The organism is Deinococcus pimensis DSM 21231, from assembly GCF_000519345.1.
Taxonomy (GTDB): Bacteria; Deinococcota; Deinococci; order Deinococcales; family Deinococcaceae; genus Deinococcus_A; species Deinococcus_A pimensis.
On the sequence record NZ_KI912668.1, the window covers coordinates 30404 to 43538 of the forward strand.

A 13135-nucleotide genomic window follows, 5' to 3' on the forward strand; every position below is an offset into this window, starting at 1 on the left:
CAGGTCCGCGAAGACCGCGGCCTCCCCGAGCCGCGCCGCCAGCCGGTCGTGCGCGCCGAGCGCCGTCAGCCACAGCGCCGCGATCTCCACGGGCCGACCGTGACGCGGCGTCACCACCCACTCGTGGATGCGGACGTCCATCCAGGTGAGCTGCACGCCCGCGCTGCCCGCGCGCAGCAGCCCGCTCCCGTGCAGGCCCACGCCGTAGTCCGTGCCGCCCGCGAGGTCCGTGAGGACCTCGCGCAGCTCCCCGAGGTGAGCCCGCAGGAAGTCGAGGTCCCCCGTGGCGTCCACGTACCGCTCGAAGGCCACCACCAGCCACAGCGGCCCGTCCACCGTGTTGTACCCGGCGCCGCTCCCGTCGTCGTGGAAGTTGTTCGGCACGAGCCCCCGGCGGCGGTAACGCAGGAACGTCGAGAGGATCTCGCGCGCCTCCGCGAAGCGGCCCGTCGTGAGGGTCAGGCCGCTCAGCGCGATCATGCTGTCGCGGCCCCAGTCCGCGAACCACGGGTAGCCCGCGATGACGGACGTGGAGTCCACGCTCGCGCGACGCACGAGGAACGCGTCCGCCGCCACCGCGAGCGTCGCGACGACCTCGTCCCGCACGCTCGACGCCTCCCACGCGGCCCGCACGAGCAAGACCGCGCCACGCGACCTCCTCGTCCAAGGCCGCCCACGGGTCGAGGTCCGCCTCCCCGAGGAGGTCCACGACGAGCGCCACGCGGCTCGTCCCGGCGGGCAGCGCGACCTCCCACAGGTCCACGCGCAGCGCGCGGTCCGTGTCGGGCTCGCCGCGCGCGGCCTCCTCGCGCAGGTGCAGCCGCTGCTCGCGCGCCTGGACGGGCAGGGCCGACACCGCGAGGCCCGGCACGTGCAGCCGCACGTTCAGCGTCCGCGAGCCCGTCACGGTGGCGCGCTCACCCGCGACGTCCACCCGCAGTTCCGGCGCCCCGCGCAGCACCGAGTGCACGTCGCGGTCGGTGAGGAGCCCGCCGAGCCGCAGCGTCGCCTCTTCCGACGCCTCCACGTCGTAGAGCAGCACCAGCGCGCCCGAGCCCCGCGGCATCACCGCGCGCCGCCGCACCCGGCAGCCCAGCGCCACCTGCGTGCGCTCCGGGAGCAGGTCCCGCAGCGTGACGCCCTCGACGAGGCCGAGCCCGTCCCCGTCGAGGGTGCCCGGCGCGACCTCCAGGGCGTGCAGCGTCCGCGAGAGACCCCCGACCCGGAGCTCCTCCGTCGGGGCGATCCACATCACGTGCCGCTCCACGGGAGGGTTGAGGCTCGCCGCGAGGCCCGAGTACGACCGCGTCGGGACGCCCGCGAGCGACGAGAGGGCGAAGCCGCCCAGACCGTCCGTGAGCAGCACCTCCCGCGAGAGGTCGCGGACGTCCTGGGTACCGAAGGAAAGCGTGCGCATGCGCTCCAATGTACGGCCAATGAAGGGAAATGACGCCCACGCGGGATTCGAGCTCGCCGCGTGGTGTAAAATGGGGACCGTCCACCACGTACGTGGTTGAGCGTCGCCGGGATTCGGCGACGCATCGGAGAGGTGATGGCAATAGCGAAAGAGCACAAAATCAACGAGCAGATCCGGGTCCGTCAAGTCCGTCTCATCGACGACGAGGGAGGTCAGGTCGGCATCATCGACACGCGCGAGGCCATGGGCATGGCCCGTGAGAAGAACCTCGACCTCGTCATGGTCGGCCCGACCGCCGTGCCTCCGGTCTGCAAGCTGATGGATTACGGCCGCTTCCGTTACGAGCAGCAGCAGAACGAGAAGGAGAACCGGAAGCGCGTCCGTGCTCAGGAAGTCAAGGCGATCAAGTTCCGCGTCAAGATCGACGACAACGACTTCCAGACCAAGACCAACCACGTGCGCCGCTTCCTCGAGGAAGGCCACAAGGTCAAGGTCACGATCATGTTCCGCGGACGCGAGCGCACCCACCCCGAGCTCGGCGAGCGCATCCTGCACCGCGTCGCCGAGAGCCTCGCCGACATCGGCACGCCCGAGGGCGGCCCGGCCATCGCGGGCATGGACATGAACATGATCATGACGCCCACCCACCGCCCCGTGAAGAAGGACCGTCCCGAGACGTCCGACACCGAGGCGACCGCGCCCAGCGCGTAAGACCCGAAGCTCAGGAACGCCCGCCAGCCCCCGTGCCGGCGGGCGTTCTCCTTGTGCCGAGCGGACGTCAGGGGCTGTCTAGGGCGCCCCCTCAGGCGGTCGGCCCGCCCCTGCTAACGTCCGGAGCGGTTCGCGCCCCGCTCAAGCCACGCCGTCCTCCCGCGCGACCGAACTCACGGAGGCGGTATGAAACACACGGCAACCGGCCTGCTCCTGCTCGTCGGCATCACGCTCTCGGCCTGCGGCACGACGCCGCCGCCGCCCACGGGAAGCCCCGGCGCCGGCACGCTCCCCGCCCCCTGGATCGCCCCGGCCCGGCCCGACGTCCTCGTGGTCAACGACCTCAGCCCGGAGCAGCCCGTCGGCACCACCGTCACCTACGACGGTCACAGCACCTCCCCGCAGCCCACCCTGCTCCACCTCGACGGTCGCCCCTACCAGGAAACGCCCACCACGACGAGCACGCAGGCGGTCAGGGTCGTCCGCACCGAATGGATCCAGAAGGGCGCATGGACGAAACGGGTCGTGAGCCCGGCCCGGGAAGTCTGCCGTCCGCCCCGGTCCTTCACCGTCACCGTCTCGGGCAGTTACACGCTCAACATCAGCGGTTCCGGCGACGTCGCCCTCGTCAAGGTCAGCGCCGGACTTTCCGGCAGCATGACCCTCACGGCAGGCGTGACGTACAGCTGGACCGCCTGTGCCTACTTCCAGCGTGTGGAGACGGAACGGTACATGCGCTACGAACTCTGGGCCTACTACAGCGACGGGACATCGAAGTGGACCGGAGGCATCTCGAACATCCGCCAACCCTCGAAGTACAACGACATCGTCGATTCCCGGATCACGCCCTGGAGAGTGCGTTGAGCATGTCGTACAAAGCCATCGTTGTGCTCGCTTTCCTGACCGCCTCCTCCCACGCGCAGCAGGTTGATCAGACATACGTACTTCGACTCCAGGAGCTCGCGCGTACAAGCCAGTGGGAAGCCGTAGAGCCTTCCTGCTCCGGGCAGGCGAAGCCCGCTCAGGGACGAGTCCTGCAGCAATGGGCGTACGTGTCGGACCTTCCGACCAATCAACTCGCCCGACTTCTCGACAGTGTCGAAACCGAGCAGCTTGGATTCACTCCATCACGCAGGTGGAAGTGGCTCGGCGCTTACCGTGCCCGAAGCTACGTCGCCTACCCCGACGAGAACGTCTACTTCACCTTCAGCCTTCGCCCCAGGGGCAAGGACGACACCAGCATCTGCGTCGTCCTGTGGGACACGACCGCGAAGCGCTGATCCACCCCCTTGCCCCCGGCCCCCGTGAGGCCCTAGAATCTTGAGGTTGCCCCGAGGGGCAGCGCAAGCAGGCGCCGGGCTTCAACGTCCCCACGGGACGGCCCGGCCCTCAGGAAGCGGCCGTGCAGCGTCACGCCGTCTTTCTCGGAGGAAGAGATGCCGAAGCAGAAGACCAAGAAGAGCGCCAAGCGCCGCATCAAGATCACGGCGACCGGCAAGGTCATGGCGTTCAAGAGCGGCAAGCGCCACCAGAACGTCGGCAAGTCCGGCAGCGAGATTCGCAGCAAGGGTCAGGGCTTCGTCCTCGCCAAGAGCGAGTGGGCCCGCATGAAGGCCATGCTGCCGGGAGGGAAATAAACCATGCCACGCGCCAAGACCGGTATCGTCCGTCGTCGTCGTCACAAGAAGGTCCTCAAGCGCGCCAAGGGCTTCTGGGGCTCACGTTCCAAGCAGTACAAGAACGCGTTCCAGACGCTGCTCAACGCCGCGACCTACGAGTACCGCGACCGCCGCAACAAGAAGCGTGACTTCCGTCGCCTGTGGATCCAGCGTATCAACGCCGGCGCCCGCCTCCACGGCATGAACTACAGCACCTTCATCAACGGCCTCAAGCAGGCCGGCGTCGGCCTCGACCGCAAGGTCCTCGCCGACATCGCCGCGCGCGAGCCCGAGGCCTTCGCGGCCCTCGTGCAGGCCGCCAAGGACGCCCGTCAGGGCGGCCAGACCCAGGCCTAACGAAAGAAAGGCTCAGCGTGAAGCGCCCGCCCCCCGGCGGGCGCTTCGCCTTGCGGCCCGTATGATGCCCGTATGGCCCAGATTCTCGGCATCGACATCGGCGGAAGCGGCATCAAGGGCGCGCCCGTCGACACGGACAGCGGGGACCTCCTCGCGGAGCGCCACCGCATCCCGACCCCGCAGGGCGCCACGCCCGCCGCGGTCGCGCAGGTCGTGCGGCAGCTGTGCGAGCACTTCTCGTGGACGGGACCCGTCGGGTGCACCTTTCCCGCCATCATCCAGCACGGCGTGGCCCTCAGCGCCGCGAACGTCGACAAGGGCTGGATCGGCACGAACGTCGAGGAGCTCCTCTCGAAGGAGACGGGCCTGAGGGTCAGCGTCCTCAACGACGCGGACGCCGCCGGACTCGCCGAGGTGGCCTTCGGCGCCGCGCGGGGCCAGGCGGGCGTCGTGCTGCTCCTCACGCTCGGGACGGGCATCGGGAGCGCCCTCGTGAACGACGGCGTGCTCGTCCCGAACACCGAGTTCGGACACATGGAGTTCCGCGGGAAGGAACTGGAGCACTACGCCTCCGACCGCGTCCGCGAGGAGGAGGACCTCTCCTGGGAACGCTTCGCCAAGCGGCTCGGGCGCAGCCTGCGCTACCTCGAAGGGCTCTTCTCGCCGGACCTGATCGTTCTCGGCGGCGGCGTCAGCAAGAAGAGCGCGGAATTCCTGCCGCTCATCGAGCTGCGCACGCCGATCGTGCCCGCGAAGCTGCGCAACAGCGCCGGGATCGTCGGCGCGGCCATGCACGCCGGGCTGCGCTGAGCCGAACAGGAAAAGAGGAGGGCCGCCGCACGTGCGGCGGCCCTCCCGCGTTCTCCGTCAGAGCTGCGTGACCGTGATGGGCGTCGTGGTCGGCTGCGCGCTGCCGCCTTCGGGCTCCACGCTCACCGCGAAGGTCGCGCCCGCCGGGAGGGGCGGCGTCAGGAACTGCCGTCCCTCGAACACCCCGAGCGACACGGGCTTCCCGTCCGCCACCTGCCACGCCTGGTACACCCGTCCCGCCTGCGGCGCGTCGCGCAGCAGCACGAAGGTCCGTCCGTTCGTCAGACGCACGAGCGTCCCGAGTTCCCCTCCGTTCTGAGCGGTCAGCCTGTGGGTCACGGCGCCGGGCTGCGCGCGGTACGCGTCGAACTGCCGCTGGGCCTGCCAGCCGCGCAGCAGGGGCGCGCCCAGCGTGAGGGCCAGCGCGAGCGCCACGACCGCCGCGAAGCCCACCCAGGGCAGCAGGCTCCGTCTCGGCGCCGGGTGCGGCGAGGGCTCCCAGCGGACGTTGGCGGGCGCCTTCGGTTCCGCCGGACCCGGCTCGGAAGCCGGCGACGTGGCGGAGGTTCGTGGCGCGATGGGCGTGCCGCCATCCGACGCGCGGTCCTCGCGGACGCGGGCGAGCAGGCCGTCCAGACCGCCCGCGGGGACGGGCTCCGGGTCGAGGTCGAGCACCATGCGCGCCATGCCGTCCATGTAGGCCCGCACCTCGGCCTCCGCCTCGGGATGCTCGCGCAGGTACGCCTCCACCTCCGCGTGCCTGGACTCGTCGAGGGTGCCGAGCGCGTACTCCACCAGCAGGTCGTGGTCAGGCATCGCCCCTCACCTCCAGGAACCGCCGCATGCGGTCCAGCGCGGACCTCAGGCGCGTCTTGACGGTGCCGAGCGGCAGGCCCGTGATCTGCGCGAGCTCGCTGTGCGAGTACCCCTGGTAGAACGCGAGCTCCACGAGTCTGCGCTGGTCCTCCCCGAGGACCGACACGGCCCGCTGCGCCACGACGTGGTCCAGCTGGTCCGTCGCGGGCGTCGGGGCGTCCCACTCCTCCAGTTCCAGCGCCGCGTCCGGGCGGTCGCGCAGTTCCTGCAGCACGCGCCGATGCGCGATCGTCACGAGCCACGTCTTGGCGCTCGCTCGGGAGGGATCGAAACGCCCGGCGGCCTTCCAAGCGTTGAAGAAGGCGTCCTGAACGCACTGCTCGACGTCCTCGCGCTGGCGCAGCATGCGGCGGGCCATGGCGTACAGGTAGGGCGAGTAGCGGCGGTGCAGTTCGCTCAGGGCGTCCTCGTCACCGCGGGCCATGGCGGCCATCAGTTCCTCGTCGGTCGGGGTCATCGCGGCTCCATCATCCTGTGGAAGCCTAACACCTCGCGCGGCGGGGTGGATTGTCGCGGTGCGTACGAAGGCCATCGTCATCCTGACTCCTGTGCGTGCGTCGCCGCCCCTCTGGCGGTCCTGACAGGTTGTACGCGGAAGTCACGGATTTGGATGGCCCCCCATGAGTGGAGAGACGCGTCGACGCACGAGGCACAAGCACCGGACCGCTCCGGTGCGTACGACGGCCCCCATGAGTGGAGAGACGCGTCGACGCACGAGGCACAAGCACCGGACCGCTCCGGTGCGTACGACACCCAAACGTCGACGTCACATGCCCACATTTACTTCGACAGCACGTACAGGCGCGGCCAGTGCCCGCCGTGCGACACCTTCTGCACGGACTTCACCTGCCAGCGGCGCTCCTGCTCCAGCAGCCGCTCGAAGAGCTTCACCTCGTGCGTGAGGACCACCATGCGTCCGCGCGTGGACGTGACGTGCGCCATCGACTTGAGGAAGGCCGGGTAGAGTTCCTCGTTCGCGGCGTGCGTGCCGATCGCGTCCCCCCACGGGAGATCCGCGAGGACGAGGTCGAAGGCGCGCGCGGGCAGGGGATCGTTCACGACGTCCATCCGTCCGAGCTCCACGTCACGGGCGCCGCTCGCCTCCACGTTCTCCCGCGCGCACGCGAGCGCCGCGTCGCTGATGTCCGCGCCGACGAGCATCTCCGCCTTCCCGAGCGCCGCCCGTTCGATCAGCAGGGTGCCGGAGCCGCACATGGGGTTGAACACGCGGTCCGCCTCGCGCAGGCCCGCCGCGCGGCTCATGACGTTCGCGAGGGTCGCGTTGAGACCGCCCGACATGTTGCAGCGCCGCCAGGTGCGCGCCGACAGGGGCCGCGCGCTCGTGCGGGCCAGCACCTCCCAGCCGTCCCCGGCGCGGACGAAGCGCAGCAGCAGCTCGCCCTCCTCCGGGTCGTGCCGCAGGCCCGTGGCGCGCTCGATCTCGCCCGTGAGGCGCGCGAAGACGTCCGAGTCGCGGCCCGCCGCGCCGATCCGGAAGCTCTGGAACTCGTCGTTCTGCGCCGCCTCGCCCACGAAGGCCATGAGGCGCGTCAGGTGCTCGTGACCCAGCAGCGCCTTCGGACGGGGCACGTCGAAGCGCTCCACCACGTACGCCGCCACGGCCGAGCGGAGCCTGCGCAGCGCCCGCGCGGGCCCGTCGAAGGTGAATTGAATGGCGCCGTCGTCCACCACGGCGCCCTCGGGGACTCTGACCCCGTGCATGTCGCGCAGCTCGTCCAGAGCGAAGCGCTCCACGCCCGGCAGCACTTCGAGCTCGTACACGCGTCTGATCGCGTTCTTCTTCCGCATAACGGATCAGTATAGCGGCTTCCTCCCGGACGTGCCGGGTGACCGGAGGGGGTGGTAGACTCTCATGGTTCATGACCCGCCGCTCCCGCCTCGGTCGCCTCACGCCCCCGCAGCTCATCGCGCTCGTGTACACCGTCGGGAGTCTCCTCGGCGCGCTTGCGCTGTGGTCGCCCCTCGCGCGCGCGCCCGGTCAGGAGCTCGGCTTCGTCACCGCGCTCTTCACCGCCACGAGCGCGCTGTGCGTCACGGGCCTCACCGTCGTGGATCCCGCCACCACCTTCAGCGCCTTCGGCGAGGTGGTGCTGCTGCTGCTCTTCCAGATCGGCGGGCTCGGCATCATCTCCTTCGGCACGCTGTTCGCGCTCGTGGCGGGCCGCCGCGTCGGCTTCGGGGAGCGCCTGCGGCTCGCGCAGCAGGTCAACGCCATGGAAGTCGGCGGGGTGCTGCCCCTGCTGCGCTCCATCGTGCTGTCCACCCTCGCCATCGAGGGGATCGGCGCGGCGCTGCTCTTCACCCGCATGGGTCCGGAGGAGGGCCTCGCGCGCGGCCTGTACTCCGCCGTGTTCCACGCCGTGAGCGCGTTCACCAACGCGGGCTTCTCCCTCTACCCGGAAGGCCTCGGGCGCTACGCCGCCGATCCCGTCGTGGTCGGCACGGCGGGCGTGCTGATCGTGCTCGGCAGCCTCGGCTTCCTCGTCCTCGCGAACGTCTGGGCGTGGCGACGCGACCCGCGCCGCCAGCCCCTGCTCACGCACACCCGCATCGTGCTGCTCATGACCGCCGTGCTCGTCGCGGTCGGTACGCTCGGCATCGCCACGATGGAATGGACCAACCCACGCACGCTCGGCGAGCTGACGATCGGCGACCGCCTCCTCGCGAGCGTCTTCCACAGCGTCACGCCCAGAAGCGGCGGGCTCTCCACCCTCGACTTCGGCGCGATGCGGCCCGCCACGCTGCTGCTCGTCATCGTCCTGATGTTCATCGGCGGGAGCCCCGGCAGCACGGGCGGCGGCATCAAGACCACCACCTTCTACGTCCTCGCGGTGAGCGCGTGGAGCCTCGTGCGCGGCCACGGCGAACCCACCGCCTTCCGCCGCCGCATCGACACGGACACCATCGTCCGCGCCGCCGTCGTGACGGTCCTCAGCCTCGGGCTGCTCAATCTGCTCCTGGTCGCCCTGCTGCTCACCAACCCACGGCTCGGCTTCCTCGACCTCCTCTTCGAGGCGGTCTCCGCGTTCGGCACGGTCGGCCTGAGCCTCGGCGCCACCCCCCACCTCAACCCCGCCGGGCAGCTCGTGATCGTCCTGATGATGCTGCTCGGCCGCATCGGCCCCCTCACGTTCGCGCTCGCGCTGCGCACGCCCGGCACGCGCTCCCCCGTGACGTACCCCGCCGAACGCAACATCCTCATCGGCTAGAAGGAAGCAGGAACGCCATGAAAACGAAGCAGTGTCTCGTCATCGGCCTCGGACGCTTCGGCACCGCCGTCGCCACCACCCTCTACGAGCTCGGCCACGAGGTCGTCGCGGTCGACGTCGTCGAGGACCACGTCCAGAAGGTCACGAACCTCGTCACGCACGCCGCCATCCTCGACGCGACCGACGAACGCGCCCTGCGCTCCCTCGGCATCCCCGACTTCGACGAGATCGTCATCGCGATCGGCACGGACATCAAGGCGAACATCCTCACCACCATCGCTGCCAAGTCCCTCGGCGCGCGCCGCGTCGTCTGCAAGGCCACCGACGAGGTGTCCGCCCGCGTCCTGGAGAAGATCGGCGCGGACGAGGTCATCCGGCCCGAGCACGACATGGGCGTCCGCACCGCCCAGCGGCTCGGCGGCGTCCGCCGCAAGGACACCCCCGACCTCGGCCCGAACACCAGCATCGTCGAGGTGGAGGTCAACGAACGCCTGCGCGGCACCCTCAAGGACCTCAACCTGCCCAACCGCTTCGGCGTGCAGGTCATCGCCGTCGGGCGCGGCGGACGCATGGAGGTCGCGCCGCGCGCCGACGAGGAACTCCGCCCGCACGACGTCCTCATCGTCGTCGGGGACAACCACGCCATCGAGGAACTCCGCCGCTACCGGGGAGACTGAGCGGTCCGGCTGTTCGGGTCCTTCACTCAGAGCGTCTCTGTACTGAGGGGAGTGGCCGTCCACGCTCTGGCGGCGTACGGACCGGAGCGGTCCGGTCCTTTTGCCTGGACCGTTACAGCGTCTCTGTGGGTGTGAGTTCCGCCAGTACCCGCTGCGCCACGATCTCCACGGCCTGATCCGCCGCCTCGTCGAGCGACAGGGCGTGCAGCGTCGGGACGTTCGTGCGCCGCCCGAGTTCCGCGAGGTAGTCGTGCAGCACGCGGATCTCCTTGAAGTAGCGCAGGTAGCGGCCCAGCGGGCGGTGCTGCTCCGTCTGGTGGTCGCGCGCCTCGAAGTGACGGCGGTGCTCCTCCTCGTCGGGGACCGTCACGAGCATCGGCACGACGAACGCGCCCGCGAAGGCCTCCGACATCAGGTAGCCCGGCGCGACGTGCACCCCTTCGAGCACCACGGACGTGCCCTCCTCGATGCTGCGGCGCACGATCGCGCCGAGCCCCACGCTCACCTGCGCCACCTGCTCGCGGAAGCCCGCCACGAGCTGCTCCTCCGACGGGTGCTCCGGGCGGGCCTCGCCGGGCTCCAGAAGCGCCTCCCAGGCGTTGAAGGTGCTGGCGTGCAGCGTCGGCAGCAGCGCCGGGCTCACCATGGCGCGCATCACCTCCCGCACGGAGTCCGTCGAGACGATGCGCGGAATGCCGAGGCGGTACGCGATCTCCGACGCGAGGAAGCTCTTGCCGGTGCCGCTCACCCCGCCGAGCAGCACCACGATCGGGCGGCCCGGACGGCGGATGAGGCGCAGCAGGTGGTAGCGCGCCGCGACGTCCTCGCCGATGTCGCGACGCAGGATGTGCTCCACGGTGCGCGACACCTCCTCGCGGGAGACGGTGCGTGGCTGCGTGCCGCGCAGCCGCTGCTGCGTCTCGCGCGCCACGCGGCGCGCGAAGTCCGGCGAGAGGCCCGCCGCGAGCAGCGACTGCGCGAGGATGCCCTTGCTGAACGGCACCGCGAGGCCCGTGTCGTCCGTGACGCCGAGACGGCCCCGATGGTTGCGCAGGAAGCGGTACGTGCGGCGCCACTCCTCGCTGAACTGCTGCGTCAGCACCTCCTCCGTGACGAGGCCGACCTGCTCGGCGTCGATGCGCAGGGCGCCCGCCTGCCGCAGCCGCTGGTCCACGCGGCTCGCGACGCCGTACGACTCGCGCGGCGTGAGGCCCACGTCCTCCAGGCTGCGCGCGAGGATCCCGCGCGAGAAGGGCAGTTCGCCCGCGTCGCCCCGCACGATGATGTCCACGAAGGCGGGCGTCTGCCGCTCCACCCGCGTGGCCGCGTCCTCCCCGGCCACGTCGCCCGTGAGGCGCACCACGACGTCCTTGAGTTCGTCGGGTGTGACGAGCCGCCGGTCCGAGTCGAGCAGGTACTGTTCCACGCTGCGCGCCACGGCCGCCCCGACGACGGTCGGCACGTCCGCGTTGAGCAGGGACTCGATCACGAGGCCCTTCGAGAACGGCCAGCGGTGCCCGTCCGTTCCCACGAAGATGTCACGCGTGGGGTTCACGGACGCAGTGTAGAGCGTTCCCGCGCGGCCCGCCCGCAGGAACGGCGCGCGCTGCCCTCGGGGAGCTTCAGGAATCGTTCAGGACGGCGCGGGGAGGGCGGGGCGGCCCGCCCGTCCGGGCCTGGGGCGTCAGCGCGTCTCTGGTTGTTTGAAGACCCCGTGCAGCATGAAGCTCAACGACAGCAGCATCTCCTCGCGCAGGGGGCGACTGGGTGCGTAGGCGCTCCAGCGCAGGGCCGTCATGAGGTACGTGTCCGCGATGAGGTTCGTCATGCGCTCCAGGCTGAGGTCCGAGCGGAGCCGTCCGGCGCCGTGCAGGGGCTTGAGGATCGTCTCGACGACCTTGGAGAGCGGGAGCGCCTGGTAGGCGGTGCGGGCGCGTTCGGGGTCGGGGTTGAGCAGTTCGTACGCGAGGGGCGGGATGAGGTCGCGTTCGCGGGCGCTCTCGTCGGCGAGGCGTTCCCAGATCTCGGTGAGGATCACGAGGGGTTCGGCGCCCTCGGCGAGGCGGTCCTCGGCGTGTTCGCGCAGCCGTTCGACGATCTCGGAGCCGTAGTCGAGCAGGACGGCTTCCTTGTAGGGGTAGTAGTTGAAGAAGGTGCCTCGCGAGACGTTGGCGGCGCGGGCGATGTCGGTGGCGGTGGTCGCCTGGAAGCCGCCGCGTTTGAACAGTTCGATCGCGACGCTGTAGATCCGCGCCCGACGCCGTTCCTTCTGACGCTCGCGCAACGAGGAGGAGTCCATTGAAGAGATTATACCGAGTCTAATGCTGACGACGGGCGGCCCACCGGGCGCGGCTCTCGGACGCAGGTGCCCGCCCGACCGGCCGGGAGGGGGCGGCTTCACGGTTCGAAGCTGTCCTGGAAGGTGTAGCGGTCGCCGCGCACCCAGTAGTTCACGTAGGAGACGCGTTTGGGGCCGCTGTAGGACGTGCGGCGCAGCAGGAACGCGGCGGTGCCCGCGCCGACGTGCAGCAGGTCGGCTTCCTCCTGCCGGAGGTTGACGGCCTCCAGCGTCTGCTCGACGCGGGTGATGTGCAGGCCGATGTGCCCGACGAGCACCTCGTGGATGGACTCGACGGCGAGGTCGTGCGAGAGCAGGTCCGGCGCGAGGTTGGCGTTCACGTAGCGCTTCTCGATCAGCAGGGGCTCGTCTCCGGCGCTCCTGAGGCGGTGGATGAACACGATGGGGTCGCCGGGCTGCACCTGCATGACGATGGCGATCTCCGAGGTGGCGCGCATCTCGGCGGCGCGCAGCACGATGGTGCGCTGCTCGGGGTGACGGACCCACTCGCGGAAGGGCCGCACGCGGAAGACGCCCTGACGGAAGCGCTTCCCCGTGGGGAAGGTGCCCGCGCCCTGCACGCGGTAGACGTAGCCCTCGCGTTCGAGCTCGTCGATGGCGCGCCGCGCGGTCATGCGCGACACGTCGAACTCCTTGGCGAGCTGCGGTTCGCTGGGCAGGGGGAGGCCCTCGGGGTAGTTGCCGCCGAGCAGGCGTTCCTTGAGGGTGGTCTTGATGAGCGGGTACTTCGCCATGGCTCCTCCTGGGGGTCGTCGCGTCCCTGCTCGCCCCGCCGTGGAGGCGGGGCGGGCGAGGGAAGGGTTCCGAAGTGGGCAGGTCCGAGGGCAGGTGGGAACGGCGGCGATCGGACGGCGCGGGCAGGTGCCGCGTGCACTGTCAAAGATTCTACTTGTTGTCTGGAGGAGTTCCGATTATGTTCTACACAACTTGCGTATGTTGTCTAGCCCGCTTCCACAAACCATACAAATGTAAGGCGAAAGCGGTCTCTTGTAGGGGCGAAGCGAAAAAAAGAGCGGTCGGACCACACGTTTGGGCTAGTC

General features: G+C 70.2%; 15 protein-coding genes and 1 pseudogene. 8 read left to right on the top strand and 8 right to left on the bottom strand.

What is annotated here, in order from left to right; translation table 11 throughout:
- Positions 1 to 606 (bottom strand): amylo-alpha-1,6-glucosidase (locus DEIPI_RS35735; RefSeq protein ID WP_281173236.1); only part of this gene is annotated, 606 nt, incomplete at its 3' end.
- 178 nt (positions 607 to 784) lie between these two features.
- Positions 785 to 1417, bottom strand: a pseudogene (locus DEIPI_RS36835) (glycogen debranching enzyme N-terminal domain-containing protein); the annotation flags it as partial.
- A gap of 132 nt (positions 1418 to 1549) precedes the next feature.
- Here DEIPI_RS36835 and infC point away from each other — a divergent pair.
- The 6 genes from infC to ppgK all read left to right on the top strand — a co-directional run bounded on the left by infC (position 1550) and on the right by ppgK (position 4953).
- Complete coding sequence (gene infC / locus DEIPI_RS0118070; protein ID WP_027482685.1) at positions 1550 to 2128, top strand: translation initiation factor IF-3; 579 nt, start codon at positions 1550 to 1552, stop codon at positions 2126 to 2128.
- Between the two features lie 186 nt (positions 2129 to 2314).
- Positions 2315 to 2992 carry a hypothetical protein gene (locus DEIPI_RS0118075; protein ID WP_027482686.1) on the top strand — a complete coding sequence of 226 codons (678 nt, stop codon included), beginning with the start codon at positions 2315 to 2317 and terminating at the stop codon, positions 2990 to 2992.
- A 188-nt stretch (positions 2993 to 3180) separates the two neighbouring features.
- A complete protein-coding gene (locus tag DEIPI_RS38100) occupies positions 3181 to 3408 on the top strand; it encodes a hypothetical protein (protein ID WP_157463781.1) in 228 nt (75 codons plus the stop codon).
- Between the two features lie 156 nt (positions 3409 to 3564).
- Entirely contained in the window at positions 3565 to 3765 is a 201-nt protein-coding gene (gene rpmI / locus DEIPI_RS0118085) for a 50S ribosomal protein L35 (RefSeq protein WP_027482688.1), read from the top strand.
- 3 nt (positions 3766 to 3768) lie between these two features.
- Complete coding sequence (rplT, locus tag DEIPI_RS0118090; RefSeq protein ID WP_027482689.1) at positions 3769 to 4143, top strand: 50S ribosomal protein L20; 375 nt, start codon at positions 3769 to 3771, stop codon at positions 4141 to 4143.
- 72 nt (positions 4144 to 4215) lie between these two features.
- On the top strand, positions 4216 to 4953 hold the full coding sequence (gene ppgK, locus DEIPI_RS0118095; RefSeq protein ID WP_027482690.1) for a polyphosphate--glucose phosphotransferase: 738 nt from the start codon (positions 4216 to 4218) through the stop codon (positions 4951 to 4953).
- A gap of 57 nt (positions 4954 to 5010) precedes the next feature.
- Here ppgK and DEIPI_RS32425 read toward each other — a convergent pair whose 3' ends face one another.
- The 3 genes from DEIPI_RS32425 to DEIPI_RS0118110 form a co-directional block, all read right to left on the bottom strand.
- Positions 5011 to 5769 (bottom strand): anti-sigma factor, encoded by a 759-nt coding sequence (locus DEIPI_RS32425; RefSeq protein ID WP_045234658.1) that lies wholly within the window; start codon positions 5767 to 5769, stop codon positions 5011 to 5013.
- Positions 5762 to 6286 carry a sigma-70 family RNA polymerase sigma factor gene (locus DEIPI_RS0118105; protein ID WP_027482691.1) on the bottom strand — a complete coding sequence of 175 codons (525 nt, stop codon included), beginning with the start codon at positions 6284 to 6286 and terminating at the stop codon, positions 5762 to 5764. Before DEIPI_RS0118105 ends, DEIPI_RS32425 begins: the two co-directional genes overlap by 8 nt.
- Before the next feature lie 323 nt (positions 6287 to 6609).
- Positions 6610 to 7638, bottom strand: coding sequence for a methyltransferase domain-containing protein (locus DEIPI_RS0118110; protein ID WP_027482692.1), 1029 nt, complete (start codon positions 7636 to 7638; stop codon positions 6610 to 6612).
- Positions 7639 to 7709: 71 nt separating this feature from the next.
- On the opposite strand from DEIPI_RS0118110, the gene DEIPI_RS0118115 reads away from it, so the two are divergent.
- Both DEIPI_RS0118115 and DEIPI_RS0118120 read left to right on the top strand, forming a co-directional pair.
- Positions 7710 to 9059 carry a TrkH family potassium uptake protein gene (locus tag DEIPI_RS0118115; protein ID WP_027482693.1) on the top strand — a complete coding sequence of 450 codons (1350 nt, stop codon included), beginning with the start codon at positions 7710 to 7712 and terminating at the stop codon, positions 9057 to 9059.
- Positions 9060 to 9076: 17 nt separating this feature from the next.
- Positions 9077 to 9736: a potassium channel family protein gene (locus tag DEIPI_RS0118120; RefSeq protein ID WP_027482694.1), complete on the top strand. Its 660-nt coding sequence runs from the start codon at positions 9077 to 9079 to the stop codon at positions 9734 to 9736.
- Positions 9737 to 9848: 112 nt separating this feature from the next.
- Here the strand turns inward: DEIPI_RS0118120 and DEIPI_RS0118125 are convergent, their stop codons facing one another.
- The 3 genes from DEIPI_RS0118125 to DEIPI_RS0118135 form a co-directional block, all read right to left on the bottom strand.
- On the bottom strand, positions 9849 to 11291 hold the full coding sequence (locus tag DEIPI_RS0118125) for an ATP cone domain-containing protein (protein WP_027482695.1): 1443 nt from the start codon (positions 11289 to 11291) through the stop codon (positions 9849 to 9851).
- 129 nt (positions 11292 to 11420) lie between these two features.
- Positions 11421 to 12035, bottom strand: coding sequence for a TetR/AcrR family transcriptional regulator (locus tag DEIPI_RS0118130; protein WP_027482696.1), 615 nt, complete (start codon positions 12033 to 12035; stop codon positions 11421 to 11423).
- Between the two features lie 98 nt (positions 12036 to 12133).
- Positions 12134 to 12829 carry a GntR family transcriptional regulator gene (locus tag DEIPI_RS0118135; protein ID WP_027482697.1) on the bottom strand — a complete coding sequence of 232 codons (696 nt, stop codon included), beginning with the start codon at positions 12827 to 12829 and terminating at the stop codon, positions 12134 to 12136.
- Positions 12830 to 13135 lie beyond the last annotated feature (306 nt).

Bases quoted from the DNA above. Each gene is read 5' to 3' on its own strand.
- DEIPI_RS0118075 (WP_027482686.1), top strand. From the start codon at position 2,315: ATGAAACACACGGCAACCGGCCTGCTCCTGCTCGTCGGCATCACGCTC.
- rpmI (WP_027482688.1), top strand. From the start codon at position 3,565: ATGCCGAAGCAGAAGACCAAGAAGAGCGCCAAGCGCCGCATCAAGATC.
- rplT (WP_027482689.1), top strand. From the start codon at position 3,769: ATGCCACGCGCCAAGACCGGTATCGTCCGTCGTCGTCGTCACAAGAAG.
- ppgK (WP_027482690.1), top strand. From the start codon at position 4,216: ATGGCCCAGATTCTCGGCATCGACATCGGCGGAAGCGGCATCAAGGGC.
- DEIPI_RS32425 (WP_045234658.1), bottom strand. From the start codon at position 5,769: ATGCCTGACCACGACCTGCTGGTGGAGTACGCGCTCGGCACCCTCGAC.
- DEIPI_RS0118105 (WP_027482691.1), bottom strand. From the start codon at position 6,286: ATGACCCCGACCGACGAGGAACTGATGGCCGCCATGGCCCGCGGTGAC.
- DEIPI_RS0118110 (WP_027482692.1), bottom strand. From the start codon at position 7,638: ATGCGGAAGAAGAACGCGATCAGACGCGTGTACGAGCTCGAAGTGCTG.
- DEIPI_RS0118115 (WP_027482693.1), top strand. From the start codon at position 7,710: ATGACCCGCCGCTCCCGCCTCGGTCGCCTCACGCCCCCGCAGCTCATC.
- DEIPI_RS0118120 (WP_027482694.1), top strand. From the start codon at position 9,077: ATGAAAACGAAGCAGTGTCTCGTCATCGGCCTCGGACGCTTCGGCACC.
- DEIPI_RS0118130 (WP_027482696.1), bottom strand. From the start codon at position 12,035: ATGGACTCCTCCTCGTTGCGCGAGCGTCAGAAGGAACGGCGTCGGGCG.
- DEIPI_RS0118135 (WP_027482697.1), bottom strand. From the start codon at position 12,829: ATGGCGAAGTACCCGCTCATCAAGACCACCCTCAAGGAACGCCTGCTC.